Annotated in this window: 15 protein-coding genes; 14 read left to right on the top strand and 1 reads right to left on the bottom strand. The window is 65.3% G+C overall.

Annotation, left to right across the window (positions count from 1 at the left end):
- Positions 1-333 precede the first annotated feature (333 nt).
- The 6 genes from ACXJLH_RS17880 (at position 334) to ACXJLH_RS17855 (ending at position 10,322) form a co-directional block, all read left to right on the top strand.
- Positions 334-1,716: a TIGR03013 family XrtA/PEP-CTERM system glycosyltransferase gene (locus ACXJLH_RS17880; protein ID WP_457445612.1), complete on the top strand. Its 1,383-nt coding sequence runs from the start codon at positions 334-336 to the stop codon at positions 1,714-1,716.
- Between the two features lie 131 nt (positions 1,717-1,847).
- Entirely contained in the window at positions 1,848-3,932 is a 2,085-nt protein-coding gene (prsK, locus tag ACXJLH_RS17875) for an XrtA/PEP-CTERM system histidine kinase PrsK (RefSeq protein ID WP_162247761.1), read from the top strand.
- A 145-nt stretch (positions 3,933-4,077) separates the two neighbouring features.
- Complete coding sequence (gene prsR / locus ACXJLH_RS17870) at positions 4,078-5,439, top strand: PEP-CTERM-box response regulator transcription factor (protein WP_056197184.1); 1,362 nt, start codon at positions 4,078-4,080, stop codon at positions 5,437-5,439.
- Positions 5,436-8,222 (top strand): XrtA/PEP-CTERM system TPR-repeat protein PrsT, encoded by a 2,787-nt coding sequence (prsT, locus tag ACXJLH_RS17865; RefSeq protein ID WP_457445611.1) that lies wholly within the window; start codon positions 5,436-5,438, stop codon positions 8,220-8,222. Before prsR ends, prsT begins: the two co-directional genes overlap by 4 nt.
- A gap of 40 nt (positions 8,223-8,262) precedes the next feature.
- Positions 8,263-9,546: a GNAT family N-acetyltransferase gene (locus ACXJLH_RS17860; RefSeq protein WP_457445610.1), complete on the top strand. Its 1,284-nt coding sequence runs from the start codon at positions 8,263-8,265 to the stop codon at positions 9,544-9,546.
- Complete coding sequence (locus ACXJLH_RS17855; RefSeq protein WP_457445609.1) at positions 9,543-10,322, top strand: S1C family serine protease; 780 nt, start codon at positions 9,543-9,545, stop codon at positions 10,320-10,322. Before ACXJLH_RS17860 ends, ACXJLH_RS17855 begins: the two co-directional genes overlap by 4 nt.
- Before the next feature lie 116 nt (positions 10,323-10,438).
- Here ACXJLH_RS17855 and ACXJLH_RS17850 read toward each other — a convergent pair whose 3' ends face one another.
- Positions 10,439-11,173: a PEP-CTERM sorting domain-containing protein gene (locus tag ACXJLH_RS17850; protein ID WP_457322870.1), complete on the bottom strand. Its 735-nt coding sequence runs from the start codon at positions 11,171-11,173 to the stop codon at positions 10,439-10,441.
- A 220-nt stretch (positions 11,174-11,393) separates the two neighbouring features.
- On the opposite strand from ACXJLH_RS17850, the gene ACXJLH_RS17845 reads away from it, so the two are divergent.
- From ACXJLH_RS17845 to ACXJLH_RS17810, 8 genes are all read left to right on the top strand, one after another.
- The gene (locus ACXJLH_RS17845) at positions 11,394-12,980 is read left to right on the top strand and encodes an FAD-binding oxidoreductase (protein WP_457445608.1); all 1,587 of its coding nucleotides are present in this window, start codon (positions 11,394-11,396) and stop codon (positions 12,978-12,980) included.
- Between the two features lie 297 nt (positions 12,981-13,277).
- Positions 13,278-13,856: an XrtA/PEP-CTERM system exopolysaccharide export protein gene (locus ACXJLH_RS17840; RefSeq protein ID WP_235531973.1), complete on the top strand. Its 579-nt coding sequence runs from the start codon at positions 13,278-13,280 to the stop codon at positions 13,854-13,856.
- A 69-nt stretch (positions 13,857-13,925) separates the two neighbouring features.
- Entirely contained in the window at positions 13,926-15,515 is a 1,590-nt protein-coding gene (locus ACXJLH_RS17835; RefSeq protein WP_056195789.1) for an XrtA system polysaccharide chain length determinant, read from the top strand.
- Position 15,516: 1 nt separating this feature from the next.
- On the top strand, positions 15,517-16,506 hold the full coding sequence (locus tag ACXJLH_RS17830; RefSeq protein ID WP_056195792.1) for an XrtA-associated tyrosine autokinase: 990 nt from the start codon (positions 15,517-15,519) through the stop codon (positions 16,504-16,506).
- Positions 16,487-18,034: a TIGR03016 family PEP-CTERM system-associated outer membrane protein gene (locus tag ACXJLH_RS17825; protein WP_457445607.1), complete on the top strand. Its 1,548-nt coding sequence runs from the start codon at positions 16,487-16,489 to the stop codon at positions 18,032-18,034. Before ACXJLH_RS17830 ends, ACXJLH_RS17825 begins: the two co-directional genes overlap by 20 nt.
- 194 nt (positions 18,035-18,228) lie before the next feature.
- The gene (locus ACXJLH_RS17820; protein ID WP_056195797.1) at positions 18,229-19,326 is read left to right on the top strand and encodes an XrtA/PEP-CTERM system-associated ATPase; all 1,098 of its coding nucleotides are present in this window, start codon (positions 18,229-18,231) and stop codon (positions 19,324-19,326) included.
- A 13-nt stretch (positions 19,327-19,339) separates the two neighbouring features.
- Positions 19,340-20,233, top strand: a complete 894-nt coding sequence (locus tag ACXJLH_RS17815) for an XrtA system polysaccharide deacetylase (RefSeq protein ID WP_457322867.1) — start codon at positions 19,340-19,342, stop codon at positions 20,231-20,233.
- The gene (locus tag ACXJLH_RS17810; protein WP_457445606.1) at positions 20,234-21,283 is read left to right on the top strand and encodes a FemAB family XrtA/PEP-CTERM system-associated protein; all 1,050 of its coding nucleotides are present in this window, start codon (positions 20,234-20,236) and stop codon (positions 21,281-21,283) included.
- The last annotated feature ends 4 nt before the right edge of the window (positions 21,284-21,287 follow it).

Here is a 21,287-nt window from a genome sequence, read left to right as displayed (position 1 = left end):
GACCGCGGCGGAGACCTCGCGGGCTGCGGCACGACGCGGATTCAAGGGGCAAGCACCCTCTAAACGGGGGGCTTTCAAGCCAGGGGGCCAGAGGCATGATGCCGGCGCGATCAAGGGTWGGTCGGATATGTCCGTTGCGGCGTGTGGCCGAAACGGGCATTCAGAGCCGGCCGGGCGGTCTCCGAGGAGGTCTGCGCAGTCGAGGTTGTCATCGAGGTGGCGATACGGCAGGCGGTCTCCGCGCTAGGGTGAATGGAATATCGATATTGATTCGAATTCCATTGATCGGATTGCAGATGCGGGAACGCCAGTAGTAATGATCGGGGAATGCAAATGATTCGAATATTCAACCATTACCTGCATAAGCAGACCTTGCTTCAGGTCTTCTTCGATCTCGGCCTGATAGTTTTCGCCGTCATTGCGGTTGTGCTCAGCCAAGGTGAGTCGGCGCAGATGGTGCTGCCGTTCGCGGCGTMGCACGGCCTGTCACTGGCCGGTTGCATGTTCGTGATCAATTCGGCTACGGGCTTCTACCAGCATGTGCACAACCGCTCGATCACGGAGTCCTGCGCCCGGGCCCTGTTCGGGCTGCTGTTTGGCCTGCCGCTGGCCTATGCCATCTTCAGCCTGGTGCCTTCGAACACCAGCCACCGCGACATGCTGACCCTGGTTGCCATGAGCGCTGTCGCCGCAGTCATGGTGCATCGTGTCTATGCGGCCCATTCGGGTACTCAGGCACGCATGCGCAGCCGCATCCTGATCTTCGGCACCGGCATTGCGGCCCGCTCCGTCGGCAATACCTTGCGCGCCTCCGATCCGCATGCGCAGATCGTCGGTTTCTACGCCGGCCCCAACGAGGACCAGCCCGAAGTGCCGCGGGCCGAGATCATCAATGACGGCGCCAACCTGACCGAGGCTGCACTCAAGCACAACGTCGACGAGATCGTCGTGGCCCTCAGCGAGCGCCGTGGCGGCAGCATGCCGTTGCGGCAACTGCWGGATTGCAAGCTGTCCGGCGTGCGCGTGGTGGATATCGCCACTCACTTCGAGAAGACACTGGCCCAGATCAACATCAAGCATGTCAATGCCGGTTGGCTGGTGTTTGGCGACGGCTTCAGCCAGGGCATGCTGCGCGCCGCGATCAAGCGCGTGTGCGACATCGTCTTCGCCGCGCTGATTCTGGCGGTGACCTGGCCCATCATGCTGATCACGGCCCTGGCCATCCGCTTCGAATCGCGTGGGCCGATGCTCTACCGTCAGGAGCGGGTGGGGCTGAATGGTGTGCCCTTCAACGTCATCAAGTTCCGCAGCATGCGCACCGATGCTGAAAAGGACGGCAAGCCGCGTTGGGCCACCAAGAACGACGACCGCGTGACGCGTATTGGTCGCTTCATCCGCAAGGTTCGCATCGACGAACTGCCCCAGCTCTTCAATGTGCTGTGGGGCGAGATGAGCATGGTCGGCCCGCGCCCGGAGCGCCAGTTCTTCGTCGACGAACTCATCAGCAAGATCCCCTATTACGCTGTGCGCCACAGCGTGAAGCCGGGCGTCACGGGTTGGGCCCAGGTGCGCTATGAGTACGGCTCGACCATCGAAGACTCGGTCGAGAAGCTGCAGTACGACCWGTACTACGTCAAGAACCACTCCCTCTTCCTTGATCTGCTGATCATGCTGGAGACGGTGGCCGTGGTGCTGACTGGCAAGGGCGCTCGCTGAGCGCGGCGGCGCTTCGGCGTAAGCGCCGATGCCCGAACGCCAGGGGCATGCTTGAATGATGCATGTCTCTTGTCGCCGATTTGGACTCTGCCCCGGGCGCCATGATTGAGGCGCTGGCTCCCTTCCTCTCCTTGAGCAGCCTTGGCGATCTGATCTGCTGTGCGGCCTACGGGCTGTTCGCGCTCTACTTCGCGCAGCGGCTGCTGCGGGGCAGCATGCCCGTCTCCGTGCTCGCCATGGTGTTCCTGGCGGCGCTGACAGCCAGTTCGATCTGGGCCGGCCTGGCGCTGATGGATGAACTGAGGCATTGGTCCGACCGCTTGCCGACCTGGGTCGTTCCGGGCCTTGACCTGCTGCGCATCAGCTTCTGGTTTGCCTTCATGCTGATGCTGCTCCCGCCACCGCGGCGGGGCGGTGGCCTGGGTTGGTTGCGTCCGCTCGCGGTCGTCGCGGTGCTGGCGCGTCTGGTGTTGCTCCTGGTCGGCGAGAGCGTACCGGCGGAGAGCCTGGCTCGTCCCCAGGCCTTCGCCGCCTTGGGCTTGGCAGTGCTGGGCCTTGTGATGGTCGAGCAGATGCTGCGCAATGCGACCGGCGACGCGCGTTGGAATGCCAAGCCGGTCTGCCTGGGGCTGGGTGCCATCTTTGTCTTCGACCTCTTCATCGGGTCGCAGGCCGCGCTGTTCCAGCGTTTTGACGGTGACGCGATCAGCGTTCGCTCGCTGGTCCATGCCGCGGCGGTGCCGCTGCTCTATGTGGCGTCCCGCCGCTATGCCGACTGGCTCGGCAGGCTGCATGTGTCGCGGGCGGCGGTCTTCCATTCGGCGACGCTGCTACTGGTCGGCGTCTACCTGCTGATGGTGGCCGGCGTGGGCTACTACGTGCGCTACACCGGCGGCGAGTGGGGGCGGGCGCTGTCCGTAGCCCTGGTTTTCGTCGCGCTGGTGGCACTGACGCTGCTGATGGCCTCCGGGTCGATGCGTTCGCGCCTGCGTGTCTACATCAGCAAGAACTTCTTCAGCTATCGCTACGACTACCGCGAGGAGTGGCTGCGGTTCACCCAGCTCTTGTCCGGCAGCGCAGAACCCCAGCACACGGCCGAAACCGTGGTGCGCGCCCTCGCCAACCTGGTCGAAAGCCCGAGCGGCATGCTGTGGTTGCCGCGTGCCGCGGGTGGCGACTTCGTGCAGGCCGCCCGCTGGAACCTGCCCGCCGAACTGGGCAGCGAGGCGCACGATGGCCCGCTGGCGACGTTCTGGCGCGAGCGCGCCTGGATCGTCGACGTGGATGAGTGTCGTGAACGCCCTGAGGCCTACCCCGGCCTCGAATTGCCGGCCTGGCTGGCCGAGGAGCCACGTTGCTGGCTGCTGGTGCCCCTGCTGGTGCGCGAAGCCTTGATCGGCTTTGCGGTATTGGGGCGGCCGCGTGTGGTTGTCGAGGTGAACTGGGAGGTGCGCGACCTGCTGCGCACGGCCGCCAGCCAGGCGTCAGGCTATCTGGACCAGGCCCAGGCCACGGAGGCGTTGCTGGAGGCGCGCAAATTCGATGCCTTCAACCGCATGTCGGCCTTCGTCGTGCACGACCTGAAGAACATCGTCACCCAGCTCTCGCTGATGATGAAGAACGCCAAGCGCCTGCGCGACAACCCTGAATTCCAGCAGGACATGCTCGATACGGTGGAGAACTCGCTGGAGAAGATGCGCCAGTTGATGCTCCAGTTGCGCGAGGGCGACAAGCCGCATGGCGTGACCAGCGGTGTCGACCTGGAGCAGATCGCCAAGCGCCTTGCGGCTGCGGCTTCCAGCAAGGGCAGGGTACTGGAATTGACGCTGCAGGGCGGTGTCAGCACGCGTGGGCATGCGGAGCGCGTGGAGCGCGTGCTTGGCCATGTCGTGCAGAACGCCTTCGATGCAACGCCCGCGAGCGGCCGGGTCTGCCTGACCCTGGATGCCCAGGGCAGCCAGGCGCGCGTTCGCGTGGAGGACAGCGGCTGCGGCATGAGCGAGGATTTCATTCAGAATCGCCTCTTCAAGCCGTTCCAGACCACCAAGGCCAGCGGCATGGGCATAGGCGCCCACGAGAGCTATCAATACATACAGGAACTGGGAGGCAAGATCAGCGTGCAGAGTGAATTGAACCGGGGCACCACCGTGACCCTGCTACTCCCGCTGTTCCATGCGCAGGCGGACGCACCCTTGACGGCGCTGGACGTTCAATGAGCGCCGCGCCGGGCCGTCCCAAGCAAGCTCGCTCCCGCCTGGCGGGAGTGAGCCCGGACATGGGATGCCCTGTGGGCATCCCGTGCCTGGCGAACGCCTGGCCGCGCTGTCGGTCAGGCAAGGCCGCAGGCCGAAGGGTGCACCTATGAACACGCCTCGCCATGCGCCGCTGTTGATCGTCGAAGACGATCTGGCCCTGCAGAAGCAGCTCAAGTGGTCGCTGGACCGCTTCGAATCGGTCACGGCCGATGATGTCCCCAGCGCGGTGCTGCAGTTCCGCCGTCACAACCCGGCTGTGGTCACGATGGATCTTGGCCTGCCGCCTGATCGGGACTCGGTGTCCGAAGGCTTCAGATGCCTGGAGAAGCTGCTGGAGCTCGACCCCGGCGTGAAGGTCATCGTGCTGACCGGCCAGAACGACCAAGGCAATGCGCTGCGCGCCATCCGCATGGGCGCCTACGACTTCCTCGCCAAGCCCGTCGATCCCGACGTGCTCAGCCTGACCGTCGAGCGCGCCTACCGGCTCTATGAGCTGCAGCAGGAGAACCGTCGCCTGCAGACGCAGCAAAGCAGCGACGTCTTCTCGGGCCTCATCACGCGCGACCCCGGCATGCAGCGCGTCTGCCGCATGATCGAGAAGGTGGCCCCCAGCGACGCCACCGTGCTGCTGCTTGGCGAAAGCGGCACCGGCAAGGAAGTGCTCGCCCAGGGCCTGCATGACGCCTCCAAGCGCAAGGGCCGCTTCGTCGCCATCAACTGCGCGGCCATCCCCGAGACGCTGCTGGAGAGCGAACTCTTCGGCTACGAGAAGGGGGCCTTCACCGGCGCCAACAAGTCGACGCTGGGCAAGATCGAGACCGCCAACGGCGGCACGCTGATGCTCGACGAGATCGGCGACCTGCCCATGCCCTTGCAGGCCAAGCTGCTGCGCTTCCTGCAGGAGCGGGTCATCGAGCGCGTCGGCGGCCGCCAGGAGATCCCCATCGACGTGCGCGTCGTCGGCGCGACCCACCAGGATCTCAAGGCCCGGATCGTCGACGGTCGCTTTCGTGAAGACCTGTACTACCGCCTGGCAGAGATCGTCGTCGAGATACCGCCGCTGCGTGACCGTGTGGGCGACCCGGTGCTGCTTTCGCATGCCTTTGCGCGACGCTTCGCGACCGAAATGCGCCGCCCGGTACCCACACTGGCCGACGATGCCGTGCGAGCGCTGGAAGCGCATCGCTGGCCGGGCAATGTGCGCGAACTGCAGAACATGCTCAAGCGTGCCGTCATCATGGCCGAGGAGGACCGCATCGCGGCGGTGGACCTCGGTCTGCGGCCGGCGTCGGCACCGGCCGATGACAACGTGACGCTGGACCTGCGCACCGTGCGCGAAAACGCCGAACGCCAGGCCCTCATCACGGCGCTCGCCCGCACCGATGGCAACATCGTCCGTGCGTCCGAACTGTTAGGCATCAGCCGCCCAACCCTCTACGACATGATGAACCGGTTGCAGATCAAATGAACAACAAGATGCATTCCACACCCGCGCGGTTCGCCGGTGCCGTGCTCGTGGCCTCGGTGCTGCTGACCGGTTGCTGGGGTCCGTCGGCGCCGCAGATGGTCGAGTCGGGCAAGGCCCGCATGCAGAAGGCTGAATACAAGGCGGCCGTCATCGAGTTCAAGAACGCGTTGCAGAAGGATGCGTCGCTCGTCGATGCCCGCTTCTGGCTTGGCAAGGCCCTGCTGGAGACCGGCGATGCGAACGGCGCCTGGGTCGAGTTGTCGAAGGCGCGCGAAGGTGGCTACAGCAAGGACGAGCTCGTGCCTTTGATGGCCGCAGCGATGATCCTGCGCGGCGAGTCCACCAAGTTCATCGCCGAATATGCGGATGTCCAGCTCACCGACCCCAAGCGCCAGGCGGAGCTGAAGGCCGCGCTGGCCACGGCCTATGGCTCCAAGGGCAAGTATGTGCAGGCGCGCGCCGCGGCAGACGCCGCCCTGCAGGCTGATCCCAACAACATCGTCGCGCAACTCGCCGTTTCCCAGCTGATGTTCGTCGCCGGCGACCGGGTCGGTGCGATGGAGCAGGTGGAAAAGTCGCTCAAGGCCCATCCTGAATCGGCGCGGCCGTGGGTGTCCAAGGCCGAGCTGCTGCAAAGCAACGGTGCTGACCCCGCCCAGGTGATGCTGGCCTATCGCGAAGCGCTCAAGCGCAACGGTGACGAGCTGCAGGCCCACGTCGGCGTGATGCGGCTGCTGATGGCGCAGCGTGACTTCGATGGCGTCGACAAGCAGTTGGCCGCACTGCGCAAGGTGCAGCCGAACAATCCCCTGGTGCTGTATTACTCGGCCACGCTGGCCTTCGAGAAGCGTGACCTGAAGAAGGCCGCCGAGTTGTCCCAGCAACTGCTGAAGATGGCGCCGCAGAACCCGTCCTTCCTGTACCTGGCCGGCACGATCGAATACGAGCGAGGCGGCTACCTCCAGGCCGTGGCCCACCTCGGCAAGGCGCTGCCGAATTCGCCGGCGCCAGGCCCCGTGCGCGTCCTGATGGCGCGTGCGCAGCTCCGCGCCGGCGATGCGCGAAAGGCGCTGGGGTTCGTGCTGCCGCTGCTCGATGACGAGAAGCTGGCCAGCTCCGAAGCCTATTCGGTGGCCGCCGATGCCCATCTGCAGATGGGGAACGGTGAGGCGGCCAAGCGCATGTACGCCCAGGCCGTCAAGCTCAATCCTGGCAACACGCGCGGCCGTACTGCCCTGGCCGTGGCTGAAATGACGGCGGGCCAGACCGAGCAGGCCATGGAAGAGCTCAAGTCCGTCGCCGCCAAGGATCCCGGTGTCGAGGCCGAAGTGGCGATGGCGATGTCGCTGTACCGCCGCAATCGCCTGGACGACGTCGCTGCGATCATCGATGCAGTGGAAAAGAAGCAGCCCGGCACGCCGGTGGCACCCTTGTTGCGGGGGCGTACCGAGCAGCTGCGCGGCAATCGCGACAAGGCCCGCGCACATTACGAAGAGGCTTTGCGGCGCCTGCCGTCCTATATGGCTGCCGCCACCGTGCTGGCGGCCATGGACTACGAGGATGGCAAGCCGGCGGCCGCGGTCGGCCGCTTCGAAAAGGTCGTCGCGGCAGATCCGCAGTCAATTGACGGCACCGTCGCACTGATCTCGGCGAAGACCCGGGCTGGCGCACGCGCGGAAGACATCCGCAGCCAGCTGGACGCTGCCATCAGGCGCTTCCCGGACCATCAGTTGCCCCGCCTCGCGCTGGTTTCTTATCTGATGGAAATTGGAGAGAACAAGCTGGCGAGCCAGATCGCCAATGAGACCGCCAGCCGTTTCACCGACAGCCCCAAGGTCTACGAGGCGGTGGGCCTGGCCGAGATGGCAGTCGGTAACCTGAATCAGGCCTCCCAGGCGTTCAACAAGATGGCGACGCTGCAGCCGAACTCGGTGCTGCCCATGATGCGCATGGTCGACCTGTACGACGCGCGCAAGGATGCGCCAGCGGCGATGAGCCAGCTGCGCAAGGTGCTGGCCATCAAGCCCGACCATCTGCAAGCGCAGATGCGGCTGATCACGCTGCTGGGGCGCGCCGGCAAGATGGATGAGGCCCTCGCCATCGCCAAGTCCGTGCAGGCCCAGGCGCCCAACGAGCCGCAGGGCTGGTCTTTTGAAGGCGATGTGCAGGCCGCGAAGCGCAACTGGCCGGCGGCGGTGGTGGCATTCCGTACCAGCCTGTCCAAGCGTCCGCTGGAAGAGACGGTCATCAAGCTTTATCTGACACAGGCCAGCGCGGGATCGCAGGCGGAGGCCGACAAGCTGGCTGCCGACTGGCTGACCAAGTACCCGGATTCGCCGGCGCTCGACTACCTGCTGGGCGACCAGGCGCTGGCACGCGGTGAGTTCGACCGGGCAGAACGGCATTTCCGAAGGGTGATTGCCGTGCGGCCCAACAATGCGGTGGCGCTGAACAATCTGGCCTGGTTGCTGCATCGTGCTGGCCGGCCCGGCGCACTGGAAATGATCGAGAAGGCGCTCAGCCTGGCGCCGAATTCACCTTCCCTCACCGACACTGCGGCGGAAATCCAGGCGGGTGCGGGTCACGTGGACAAGGCCCTGGTGCTGCAAAGGCGTGCGGTTCAGCTGGATCCCGAGCAGCCCTTGCACCGCCTTCATCTCGCCGAATACCTGATCAAGAGCAACCAGAAGGCCGAAGCCAAGATCGAGTTGCAGAAGCTGAACGAACTGGGCAAGAGTTTTGCCAGGACTGCGGATGTGCAGAAGTTGCTGGCGGAGCTGTAATCTGTTGCTCAACTAACCCTCGGATCGACCGGGCAGCGTCATGAAGATCAAACAAGCCAGCTTCAGAAAACGCTTGCACCAGTTGATGCGGCGGGGCTTCGGCCGACTGCCGCGCGACACACGGCATGCCATCTATCGCGGCATGATCGACTGCGACCCGGCGCCGGATCCAAGGCTGGAGCTCAAGGTCGCCGAGACCCGCGAGGAGCTCGAGGACTGCTTCCGCATCCTGCATGATGCCTACGTGGCCAGCGGTTTCATGAAGCCGTCGCCCTCAGGCCTGCGCGTCACCATGTATCACGCGCTGCCGACGACAACCACGCTGTGCGCCAAGTACGACGGCCGCGTCGTCGGTACCATGTCCATGATCCGCGAGGGCGTGTTCGGCTTTCCGCTGCAGTCGGTCTTCGACCTCAGTGAGGTGCGCGCCAAGCAGGGCCAGATCGCCGAGATTTCAGCGTTGGCCGTGCATCCGGACTTCCGCCAGACGGGTGGCGCCATCCTGTTCCCGCTGATGAAGTTCATGTACGAGTACTGCACCAAGTACTTCGACACGCGCCACCTCGTCATCGCGGTCAATCCGGACAAGATCGAGCTCTACGAGTCGCTGCTGTTTTTTGAGCGGCTGCAGGAAAACGTCGTTGCCAACTACGACTTCGCCAATGGTGCGCCAGCCGTCGGCGCCACTCTGGACCTGCCGGTAGCGAAAGAGATATTCCGGCGCGTCTACGGCAAGCGCAGGGAACGCAAGAACCTCTATAACTACTTCGTCCAGCTGAGCCTGCCCAACATCAAGCTGCCCAAGCGCCGCTATTTCACGACCAATGATCCGGTGTTGACGCCGGACATCCTCGACCACTTCTTCAATCAGCGCAGCCAGGTCTTCGCGGAACTGGACGACCGCCGCAAGGCGCTGTTGTGGTCCATCTACGACCAGCCCGAGTTCCGGGCCGTTCTGCCGATGATGAGTGGATCGGACACGGGCTTTCATCCGATGCGCCGGCATCAGCGCTTCTCGCTGCGCTGCCCGGCCGAGCTGCGTGTGCGGCTCGACGGCGATGAGCGCTCCATCGTGATGACCGTCATCGAAATTTCCCTGTCGGGCTTCCAGGCGCAGTCCAAGCTCGACATACCGATCGGGGCTGATGGCGCGGTCCGGGTGGAATTGGGCGTGCAGGACAAGGCCACGCTGGACGTGAAGGTGATGCGACACCACCACACCGACAYCGGCGAGTTCTATGGCTTTCGCGTGGATGAGCCCGACGACGTCTGGCGCCGCGCCGTCAGTGCGCTGGAAACCGAGTACGTTGCAGGCGAGCTGTGAACAGCCCCGGCCGTCGTCGCCTGCTGGCCCTTGCGGCTGGACTGGCATGCATCGGCACCGCAGCCGGTGCGGAAACTCTGCCGGAACTGATTGCGCGGGCCAAGCGCTCGGTCGTTGTCGTGGGCAGCTGGGGGTTGATGGACAACCCCCGCTTCGGGTTCAAGGCCGCAGGCTTTGTTGTCGCGGACGGCCTGCACGTGCTGACCAATGCGCACGTGGTGCCGACGGAAACGCCCGATCGAGTCGATCGCAGCATCGCGGTCAAGATCTGGACGCCCGACGCGCAGTGGGTGATGCGAAGCGCCAAGCTCATCAGCCTGGATCGTGCGCATGACCTTGCATTGCTGCAGATGGACGGACCACCCGCGCCCGCGCTGCGCCTAGCCGCCAGGGAGGCGCCGGAGGGCACCTCCATCGCCCTGATCGGATTCCCGATCGGCAATGCGCTGGGCTATGACGTGCACGTGACGCACAGAGGCATCGTGTCGGCGCGCACGGCCATCGTGCCGCCCGCCGCCGCGCCCTCGGGCCTGACCGAACGCGCGGTGCGGCAACTGCGTGCCGGTGCCTTCGAGGTGTTGCAGCTGGATGTCCTGGCCTTCCCGGGCAACAGTGGCGGGCCGGTGCTGGACATCGAGACCGGCGAAGTGATCGGCGTCCTGCAGGGCGGGGCCATCAAGGGAACCCGGGAGGCCGCGCTCAGCGCCCCCACGGGCATCAGCTACGCCGTGCTGATCCGTGATGCAGCGCCCATGCTGAAGTACATCGACCACTGACCAGCGTCGACGGGCGACTGTCCGTCCAGCGAGACAAATCGCGCGGCCAATAAAAAACCCCGCCGTAGCGGGGTTCTATGAGTGCGGAGCAGCGACGACTGGCGTCGCTGTTCACATCACTTGGCTTGACGACGGCGGCCGGCGAAGCCCAGGCCAGCGAGAGCCAGACCCACCAGACCCACCGTGGCGGGCTCAGGCAGCTTGGTGGCTTCGATGGTGGCAGACCAGTCGTTCTGATCCAGGGTGCCGCCACCCAGGATGATGGCAACCAGCGCTGCGGTCGAGGTGTTCGTGTACTGCGCCGAGAAGATGCCCGTCCACTTGGTTTCGTCTTCGCCGATGTCGCAGCTCTTGTTGGCGTTGGTGTCATCACACGCACGGCCAAGGATGCTCATCGTGACCGACGTATTGCCGGCGTTGTCGGTGAAGATGAAGGGCGAACCGAACTGGCCGGGAGCCAGGTAGGTTTCGCTGAACAGCCAGTTCGGCTTGGCATCGAAGTGCAGGAAGTTGGGGATCGGCGTGCCGTTCACGCCGATAGGCACATTGTTCGGACCCGCAGCTTGGGTCATGTCTTGCACCCAACCAGCGGTCGGAGCGAAGATCGTGCCGAACGCCGGGTCATTGAAAGAACCGGTGCCGCCCAGTTGCTTGGTGGCGAACTGGCCGTAGGTCTTGCCAGCGGTCTGGTAAGCATCGGGAGCGGGATCCGGAACCCAGTTGACGGTGCCGAAGGACACGATCACTTGGCCCAGGCTGACACTCGTCTTGCCGATGATGGGGGTGGCGGATGCGGCAGTGGCCACTGCGAGGGCCGCTGCAGCAACCAGCGTCTTCAGGGTCTTGCTCATTTGAATCTCCTTGATTCACTTGCTAGAAGTTGGGGCGCGGCCCCGGACGCTGGGTAATAAGCAGGTCGCGTGCCAGCTTTGAAGATGCCGCCTGCTTTCCCTTTTAAAACAACGAGTTGCTGTGCTCTTGGATGACGTATTGCCGGTGTTTTGAGGGCCGGTTGACGGTCGCTGTAAAGTCCTCCGACACCCGTCTCAGGCAGGCGGGCAGGGAGATGGTGTGGACGGACTGTCAGGCGAGCATGGAGTGACGCGGCGGAACTCTGGCAATGTGACCGGCTGGGACCGCGGGGCGCTGGACTGCTGGCGGGCCACGACTGTCGATGAGGTGAAGGCTTGCGTGGACGAGGCGCGCCGCCGGGGGATTTCGCTCTACCCGCTATCGACCGGCTTGAACTGGGGGTATGGCTCGGCTGCGCCGCCCCAGGCAGGCGCCGTGCTGCTGGATCTGAGCGGCATGAACCGCATACGCAATGCGGCAGAGATCTCGCAAGCGAATCCTGTCGCGGTCATCGAACCTGGGGTGACGCAGCGGCAGTTGCACGAATTCCTGAGCGAGTCCTGCCCGGGCCTGAGCTTCAACGTGACGGGTTCGTCGGTGGACACCAGCATCCTCGGCAATGCGCTGGACCGGGGCGTGGGATATCTGGGGCCGCGCCGCGAGGATGTTTTCGGGCTTGAGGTGGTGACCGGCCGAGGGGAGTTGCTGCGGACCGGGTTTCGCCGCCTGGGCGAGGATTCGCCGCTTGCGCATGCCCACCCTTATGGCCTCGGGCCGATGCTGGATGGCCTGTTCTTCCAGGGTAATTACGGCATCGTCACCAGCGCCTGCCTGAAACTGCTGCCGCGGCCGGCCCGCTCGGTTGCCGTGTCGCTGGCCCTGCGTGATGTCTCGAAGTTAGGGGACTTCCTGGATGGCCTGGCGCTGCTGAAGCGGCTGGGCGTCATGGCTGGCGTGACCCACGTCGGCAATCAGGCGCGCACGCGGGCCAGCATGATGTCGGGCATCAGTGAATACCTGCGTATTTCCTGCGGTGTTGCGGAGCGCGACCTGGCGGCCGAGGCGGATCGGGCGCTGGCGACGGTGGCGCCCTATGAATGGACCAGCCTGGGCGGCGTCGCCGGTAGCGCCGCCCAGGTAAAGGCCGCGATTGCCGAGGTCAGGCGGGTCCTGGGCGGCATGGCCAAGCTGACCGTGGTGGACGACGCCAAGCTGGCGGCCGGTTTTCGGCTGCTGAATCCCTTGCGAAACCTGTGGCCCTGGGCGCGCGCCAATGCGGCGGCTATTTCGGCCATCCGGCCCTTGCAGGGTTTGGCGGATGGCCGGCCGACCGATGCCGCCATCACCAACCTGTTGTGGCGATATGGCCAGCCGCAGCTGCCGGCGCGGGAACTGGACGCTTCCGGTTGTGGCCTGATCTTCATCAACCCGGCGCTGCCCATGGCAGGCGGGGCGGTGGCGAAGGTCGTCGATGCCATGAAAGCGGTCGCCGCCGGATTCGGCCATGAGCTCTATGTGACGCTGAATATCGAGACGACCACCTCGCTGGTGGCGGTGGCCAATCTGTTGTTTGACCGCGGCGACGCGGCTGCGGTGGCAAACGCCCGAGCCTGCGCGCGAGCGCTCTGGGAATATTTACGCAGTTGCGGCCTGGAGGTGTACCGGGCGCGGGCGGACATGATGGAGGACGTGGTCGACCCCCAGGATTCGTTCTGGCGCACCGCCTGGGCGCTGAAATCCGTGTTCGACCCGGACAATCTGATTGCGCCGGGGCGCTACAACCTGGCTCGGGCGCCCGACGCCTGAGCGGATTTCGCGGTCGCCGCGCGCGTGTGAAAGTCCGCGTTGCCCGGGGGAAGCCCCCGATTTAGGTTGCCAGACATGGGGTGGGGCTATGGCATCATTCCAAGGCTTTGGCCCTGGGTGACGGCAGGTTTTGCCGTTCCCTCTCGACTGCAACGGTTTGCGGGGGCCTTCGATGAACAGACCCACAGAGGACTCGCCTTGAACGCTTCCAACAACCGTGATGCGCAAATGACGTCGGCAAGAGGCTCGCAGAGGGCGGCAAAGGCAGCCGGCGCGTGGTGGGGCCGGGCCCTGGCAATGCTTGCCATCGGCGTGCTGGCCGGCTGCGCCAGCACCAGCTTCCCGCCAGCGCCGGCGGCAGTGGCCAACGATGACTACAGCTACATCATCGGCGCGGGTGACAACCTCAATATCCAGGTCTGGCGCAATCCGGAGCTGTCGATGTCGGTGCCGGTTCGCCCGGACGGCAAGATCGCCGCCCCGCTGGTGGACGAGATGGTCGTGCAGGGCAAGACCTCGGTGCAGGTGGCCCGTGAAGTCGAGAAGCAGCTCGGCAAATATGTGCGCGACCCGGTCGTCACTGTCATCGTCACGAGCTTCATTGGCCCCTACAGCGAGCAGATCCGCGTCGTCGGCGAGGCGGCCAAGCCGCAATTCCTGCCCTACAAGCAGAAGATGACGGTGCTGGACGTGATGATCGCCGTCGGCGGCCTGACGGACTTTGCATCCGGCAACAGCGCCACCATCCTGCGCACGGCCGAGGGCAACAAGCAGTACTCGGTGCGCCTGAAGGACCTGATCAAGCGCGGTGACGTGTCGGCCAATGTCGAAATGCGGCCGGGCGACATCCTCATCATTCCGCAGAGCCTGTTCTGAATTGAAGGGAGAGGACCTGCGTTCGCTGCCGGCCTCTCCTAGCCATAGCTTTAACCGAGACTGTTCCCCATGGAATTGCTGATTGGTCAGCTTCTGATCATCGTCCGGCGGATGTGGAAATACCGCTGGGTCGGCCTGGTCGTGGCCTGGGTGGCCGGGCTGGTCGGCGCCGTGGTGGTGTTCGTGCTGCCTGACCGCTACGAGGCCAGCGCCCGCATCTACGTGGACACCCAGTCCATCCTGAAGCCACTGATGTCCGGCCTGGCCGTGCAGCCCAATGTCGAGCAGCAGGTGATGATGCTGAGCCGCACGCTGATCAGCCGGCCCAATGTCGAAAAGCTGGTCCGCATGGCCGACCTGGACTTGAAGAACCAGTCCAAGGCCCAGCAGGAATCCACCATCGAGACGGTGACGAGCAATCTGTCCATCCAGAGCAGCGGGCGGGACAACCTCTACATCCTCGGCTACCGCGACAGCGATCCGGAAACGGCCAAGCGTGTCGTGCAGGCGCTGGTGTCGATCTTTGTCGAATCCAGCCTGGGCCAGACGCGCGTGGGCACCTCGACGGCAACGACCTTCATCAACGAGCAGATCAAGTCCTATGAGGCCAAGCTGGAAGAGGCCGAAACACGGCTCAAGGAATTCCGGCTCAAGAACCTGTCCAATATGTCGGGTGACGGGAAGGACTCCGCGGCTCATATCGCGGAGTTGAGTGGCCAGCTGGAGCGCGCCCGCCTGGAGTTCCGCGAGGCTGTCAATGCGCGCGATGCCGCCAAGGCCCAGCTGGAGGCCGAGAAGGCCCGCGGCGGCGCCCAGACGACGGCCCAGAGCCTGATTCAGGAATCCAACGCCAACGTCAGCACGCCTGAACTCGACGCCCGCCTGGCGGAGCATCGCCGCAGCCTCGACGCCTTGCTGCAGCGCTACACCGACCAGCACCCCGACATCATCGCCACGCGCAAGCTCATCAAGGATCTCGAGGAGCAGAGAAAGCGCGAGCTCGCCGAGCTGCGCAAGGCCGCCATGAATGTCCCGACGGCTTCCGTGGGCCAGAACAGCGGCAGCCTGGCCACGCAGGAACTGGTGCGCGTCCTGGTGACGACCGAAGTGCAGGTCGCGGCCCTGCGCGCCCGCGTCGACGAATACTCGGGGCGCTACTCTCAGGCCCTGGTGGCGCTGAAGACGGCGCCTCAGGTTGAGGCCGAGGCTGCCCAGCTGAACCGCGACTACGCGATTCACAAGAAGAACTACGAGGATCTGGTGCAACGCCGCGAACAGGCGTCGATCTCCGGCGAGCTTGATGTGGCGTCCGGCGTGGCGGACTTCCGCGTCATCGACCCGCCGCGCGCCAATCCCAAGCCGGTCGCGCCGAACCGCCTGCTGCTGCTCGCCGGTGCAATGGCGGCGGCCCTGGGCGTCGGCCTGTTCACGACCTTTGCCGCCAGCCAGCTGCGCCCCGTCTTCCATGACGCGAACGACCTGCGCACCCGCGTGGAATTGCCCATCCTGGGCGTCGTGACGCGGCTTGTGACGGATGCTGATCGTGCCCGCCAGCGCGTCGACCTGATTCGTTTCTCCGCGGGGGCCGGAGGGCTGCTGGCGATGTTCGCCGTCGCATTGACGGTCTTGGCTGTGCAACTGAGCCGGCAGGTGGTTTGACATGACGAGCCTGATTGAACAAGCCGCCAAGCGGCTCGAGCAACTGCGCCAGGCCGGCGTTGTGCTGCCCGGCGACGAGCAGGCGCAGCCAGCGGCGGCGCAGCCGCCGGTCGTCGCGCCCTTGGCCGCGCCCGCCGCCGCTCTGCCTGCGCAGCCGCAGGCAGAGCCTCGGCCCCATGTGGGCATCTCGGTCCTGGACGATGGGCTCCATCCGTCGTCCAAACGCGTGGAGCTGGACGTCGTGGCGCTGGCTGCGCAGGGCTTCCTGATGCCCCACACGCCGCGTTCGCAAACGGGCGACCAGTACCGGGTCATCAAGCGCCCCTTGATCAAGAACGCGATGGGCAAGGGCGCCGCAACGATCAACCACGCCAACCTGATGATGGTGACCAGTGCGTTGGCCGGTGAAGGCAAGAGCTTCACGTCCATCAACCTCGCGCTGAGCATCGCGGCCGAACTGGACAACACGGTCATGCTGGTCGACGCCGACGTGGCCCGCCCGTCGGTGTTGCGCATGCTGGGCCTGCCGCAAGGCCCCGGCCTGCTCGACGTGCTGGAAGAGCGTGTCGAGATGTCCGAGGTGCTGCTGCGCACCAATGTCGAGAAGCTGACCATCCTGCCCAGCGGCACGCCCCACCCGCGTGCGACCGAACTGCTGGCCAGCGACGCCATGCGCCATCTGCTGGACAACATGGCCAAGCGCTATCCCGACCGCATCATCATTTTCGATTCGCCGCCGCTGCTGCTGACGACGGAGTCACGCGTACTGGCTTCGCACATGGGCCAGATCGTCATCGTCGTCCATGCCGAGAAGACGGCGCAGAGCGCCGTCCAGCAGGCCCTCGCCGCCATCGAAACCTGCCCGGTCAAGATGATGCTGCTCAACCAGGCCAGCCCCAACGCTGCCGGTGGTTACGGCTACGGGTATGGCTACGGCTACGGATACGGCTACGGCTACGGATATGGCAGCAATGACTCGGCTCAGACCTGAGCCGCGCCATCTGCCTCTGGCCCTCGCCCTTTGTGCGATCGCGGCTCACGCCCAGCAGGGAGACGCTGCTGCTGGTGCCGGCGGTGGCGCCATCCAGCCTCGCATCGGCGTGTCACTGAGCTGGACCGACAACCTGCGCCTCGACGATCAAGAAAAGGACGCGGCGGTGATTGCGACGGTATCCCCCGGCGTCAGCATCGTGCGCAATACGGGTGCGCTGCGCGGCAGCCTGGACTACTCGCTGAACGGCATCACTTACCTGAAGACGACCTACAAGTCCCAGCTGCAGAACGCGCTGACGGCAACCGCCCAGGCCGAGATCATTCCTCGTACCTTCCTTGTCGATGCGCAGGCCAGCATCGGGCAGCAGAACGCAACGGCCTTCGGCTCACAGGCGGCACCCACGCTGGGCTCGCAAGGCTCGGTGTCCGCTTTGGACAACCCCAACCGGCGCGAGACGGGCACCTTGAACGTCTCACCGTTGCTGCACGGCCAGCTGGGTGGATTGGCCAGCGTGGATCTGCGTGGCAATCTTTCGGTCACCGAGGTGCGCGGTAGCGCCCTGGGCGACAGTCACGGCAGCGGTGGTTCCATGCGCATCGCACAGCTCAGCGCCGGCGTGCTGAGTTGGTTCCTTCAGGCGAACACACAGCAGATACGGCCCAAGGCTGCGTTCTCCAACCGCACCAGCTCGGCGACGGCGGGCCTGAACTACCACCCCAACCCCGACTGGCTCTTCAGCGTCAATGCGGGCCAGGAGCGCAATGATTACCTCAGCCGCAGCGGCGGCGAGCAGACCGGGCTCACGGGCGGCCTGACCGCCGATTGGACGCCCACGCCGCGTACGCGCGTCAATGGCAACTGGCAGCGTCACAGCTATGGCAACAGCCACGGCCTGAGCTTCGAACACCGCATGCGCAACTCGGTCTGGCGCTTCTCGGACTCCCGCAACGTCACGCTGGGCAACGCTGGCGCCACGGGCGGCGTGCGGACCAACTACGACCTGTACTTCCTGTTGTTCGCATCGCTGGAGCCGGACCCGATCAAGCGCGACACCCTGGTGCGTGCCTATCTGCTGTCACAGGGCTTGTCGCCCGATGCGCAGGCCGCGGTGGGCTTCCTGTCCACCGGGCCGAGCCAGCTGCGCAACCAGATGCTCAGCTTTGCCCTCCAGGGCGTGCGCAGCAACGTGACGGCCACGGTCAGCCGTTCCGTCACCAGCCGCCTGGGGGACAATCTGAACCAGGGCGATCTGGCCAACAACTCGCGCATCGACCAGCGCTCCTATTCGCTGTCGGGCAGCTACCAGCTCACGCCGGTGTCGGGGGTGTCGTTGACGGCTTCGCGCCAGGAGACCATCGGCGACTCCAGCAATCGCCGCACCCAGCTGACCAGCCTGATGGCCAACTGGAACAGCCGCCTGGGTTCGCGCATCAGCATTCAGCTTGGTGCGCGCCACAGCCGCTTCGAAGGTGTCAGGCCCTATTCCGAGAATGCGGCCTACGCCAACCTGACGCAACAGTTCTGAAATGAAATTGGAGCCCCTCGTCCGGTCTCGCCCCGCTGAACGCGGGCGCGCCCAGCCGGTCCCCCGTGGGGACGGCGATGCTCGCGGCATCGAGCCGCGAGCACATCGCCAAACGGGCCGGCTCGGGAGCGGCCCAGCGCTCGGCTCCGCAGACGCCGGTTTCGTGCGCCGAGAATGCGTAATGGACAACTGACATGTACGAAGCCTTCTATGGCCTGAGCAGCAAGCCCTTCCAGCTCAGCCCGGACCCGAACTTCTACTACGGCAGCAAGCAGCATCGCCGGGCCAAGGCGTATCTGGACTATGGCGTGCTCCGCAATGACGGCTTCATCGTCATCACCGGCGAGATCGGTGCCGGCAAGACCACGCTGCTGCGCGGCCTGCTGGACAGCCTGAACCGCAGCAACGTCGTCATCGGCAACGTCGTGACGACCCAGCTCGATGCCGAGGACACACTGCGCATGGTGGGCGCGGCCTTCGGCGTGCGCGTCAAGGATGCGCCCAAGTCCGAGCTGCTGATGACGCTGGAAGCCTTCTTCGTCAACCAGGTCACCCAGGGCAAGCGCTGCCTGCTCATCGTCGACGAGGCGCAGAACCTGACGGCCCGCGCGGTCGAGGAGTTGCGCATGCTGTCCAACTTCCAGTTTGCCAACCAGTCGCTGCTGCAGACCTTTCTCGTCGGCCAGCCCGAGTTCCGCGGCATCCTGCAGAAGCCCGAGATGGAGCAGTTCCGCCAGCGCGTCGCGGCGACCTGCCACATCGGCCCGCTGGACGAAGACGAGACCCAGCGCTACATGGAGCACCGCCTGAAGTGCGCGGGCTCCGCCGGCAAGCCGACCTTCGACCACGACGCCTTCCCGGCCATCCACAAGGCCAGCAACGGCATCCCACGCCGCATCAATCGCCTGTGCGACCGCCTGCTGCTGCTGGGCTTCATGCAGGGGCGCAGCCATCTGACGCTGGCGGACGTGAAGGAAGTGCTGCGCGACATCGCCCAGGAGAGCGAGATCCCGCGCCACAGCGACGTCAGCCCGCTGGACAGCACGCCGGCCAAACTGCCCGACAGCCGCCCCGGTGCGCTGGACAGTGCACCTGGCGCACTGGACGTGTCCAGGCTGAAGCTGAGCGTCGCCGAGGTCGATGGCCTGTCCAGCGAGATCGCGGCCCTCAGCGCCGATCACCACACCGACCGCCTGCAGCGCCTGGAGCGCAGCATGATGCGGCTGGAGCGGATCAATCTCCAGACGCTGGCGCTGCTGCAGAAGCTGGTGGACGCCGTGAAGCAGCACTGATGGAGTCCCGATCATGCTGATGCCCACCAAGACTCCGGCCCTGCGCAATGCGATGAGCATTGACGTGGAAGACTACTTCCAGGTCTCCGCCTTCGCGCCCTACATCAAGCGCGAGGACTGGAACGGCCTGGAATGCCGCGTCGAGCGCAACATCGAGCGCATCCTCGCGCTGCTGGCCGCCAAGCAGGTCAAGGCCACCTTCTTCACGCTGGGCTGGATCGCCGAGCGCTATCCGCAGGTGGTGAAGGCCATCGTGGCCGGCGGGCACGAACTGGCCAGCCATGGCTATGGCCACGAGCGTGCCAGCGACCTCAGCCCGACGGCCTTCCTGGACGACATCAGCCGTGCCAAGAAAATGCTCGAGGACCTGGGCGGCGTGCCCGTCATCGGCTACCGTGCGCCGAGCTTCTCCATTGGCAAGGCCAACCTCTGGGCCTTCGACGTGCTGCGCGATGCCGGCTACCGCTACTCCAGCAGCGTCTACCCCATCGCCCACGACCACTACGGCATGCCCGACTCGCCCCGCTTCGCCTACCCGGTGCGCGAGGGCCTGCTCGAGATCCCGGTGACCACCCTGCGCATGGGCTCGCGCAACCTGCCCAGCAGCGGCGGTGGCTATTTCCGGCTGCTGCCCTATGCGCTGTCACGCTGGATGATCCGCCGCGTCAACGAGATTGACGGCGAGCCAGCGGTCTTCTACTTCCATCCGTGGGAGATCGACAGCGAGCAGCCGCGCATCCCCGGCATCAACGCCAAGACGCGCTTCCGCCATTACGTCAACATCCCGCGCACCCACGACCGGATCGCGCGGCTGCTCGGCGATTTCCGCTGGGGCCGGATGGACGAGATCTTCCTCGGCCGTGAGGCCAGCCCGCGCGCTTCGGCGCCCTCGCTGAGCCCGGCCTGAATGAACTCCCCCCTTCGCATTGCGCGCCTGGCCGCGCAAGACAAAGCCTTGTCCGCGCGCTGGGACGCCTTCGTCTTCGCCCACCCGCAAGCGACCTTCTTCCACCGCAGCGGCTGGCTGCGCATCATCCAGTCGGTGTTTGGCCACAAGGGATTCTTCCTCTACGCCGAGCGAGACGGTGTCATCGAGGGCGTGCTGCCGCTGGCCGAGGTCAAGAGCCGGCTGTTCGGCCACTCGGTCACGAGCCTGCCGTTCGGCGTCTATGGCGGCGTGGCCGCGTTGAACGACGAGGCCACCGCAGCGCTGGAGGCCGAGGCCGAGAAGATCGCGCGAGGGCAGGGCGCCGAGCACCTCGAATACCGCAACCTCGGCCCCACGCGCCACGCCGACTGGCCGCGCCAGGATCTCTACGTGACCTTCCGCAAGGAGATCCTTGCGGAGGAGGAGGCCAACATGCTGGCCATCCCTCGCAAGCAACGAGCGATGGTGCGCAAGGGCATCAAGAACGAGCTCAAGGCCGAGATCGATGCCAACGTCGACCGCTTCTTTGACTTGTACGCCGACAACGTGCACCGCCACGGCACGCCGGCCATGCCCAAGAAGTACTTCCAGGCCTTGCTGGACGAATTTGGCGCGGATGCCGAGGTGCTGACCGTCACGAGCCCCGGCGGCAAGCCGCTGTCGACCGTGCTGACGTTCTACTTCCGCGACGAATGCCTGCCCTATTACGCCGGTGACGATGAAGCGGCACGCGACCTGGCTGCGAACGATTTCAAGTATTGGGAGCTGATGCGCCGGGCCTGCGCCCGGGGCCTCAAGGTCTTCGACTACGGCCGCAGCAAGCAGGGCACCGGCCCCTATGCGTTCAAGAAGAACTGGGGCTTCGAGCCGCAGCCGCTGAGCTACGAGTACCGGCTGTTCAAGCGCGACGCGATTCCCCAGAACAACCCGAACAACCCCAAGTACCAGCTGATGATCAAGGCCTGGCGCAAGCTGCCCATCGGCTTTGCGAACTGGCTCGGGCCCTTCATCGTGAAGAACCTCGGGTGAACGT

It is taken from the genome of Roseateles sp. P5_E4 (assembly GCF_054049255.1).
This window is presented reverse-complemented; position numbering and strand designations above follow the sequence as displayed.

Bases quoted from the DNA above. Each gene is read 5' to 3' on its own strand.
- prsT (WP_457445611.1), top strand. From the start codon at position 5,436: ATGAACAACAAGATGCATTCCACACCCGCGCGGTTCGCCGGTGCCGTG.
- ACXJLH_RS17830 (WP_056195792.1), top strand. From the start codon at position 15,517: ATGACGAGCCTGATTGAACAAGCCGCCAAGCGGCTCGAGCAACTGCGC.
- ACXJLH_RS17840 (WP_235531973.1), top strand. From the start codon at position 13,278: ATGCTTGCCATCGGCGTGCTGGCCGGCTGCGCCAGCACCAGCTTCCCG.
- ACXJLH_RS17815 (WP_457322867.1), top strand. From the start codon at position 19,340: ATGCTGATGCCCACCAAGACTCCGGCCCTGCGCAATGCGATGAGCATT.
- prsR (WP_056197184.1), top strand. From the start codon at position 4,078: ATGAACACGCCTCGCCATGCGCCGCTGTTGATCGTCGAAGACGATCTG.
- ACXJLH_RS17825 (WP_457445607.1), top strand. From the start codon at position 16,487: ATGACTCGGCTCAGACCTGAGCCGCGCCATCTGCCTCTGGCCCTCGCC.
- ACXJLH_RS17810 (WP_457445606.1), top strand. From the start codon at position 20,234: ATGAACTCCCCCCTTCGCATTGCGCGCCTGGCCGCGCAAGACAAAGCC.
- ACXJLH_RS17820 (WP_056195797.1), top strand. From the start codon at position 18,229: ATGTACGAAGCCTTCTATGGCCTGAGCAGCAAGCCCTTCCAGCTCAGC.
- ACXJLH_RS17850 (WP_457322870.1), bottom strand. From the start codon at position 11,173: ATGAGCAAGACCCTGAAGACGCTGGTTGCTGCAGCGGCCCTCGCAGTG.
- ACXJLH_RS17835 (WP_056195789.1), top strand. From the start codon at position 13,926: ATGGAATTGCTGATTGGTCAGCTTCTGATCATCGTCCGGCGGATGTGG.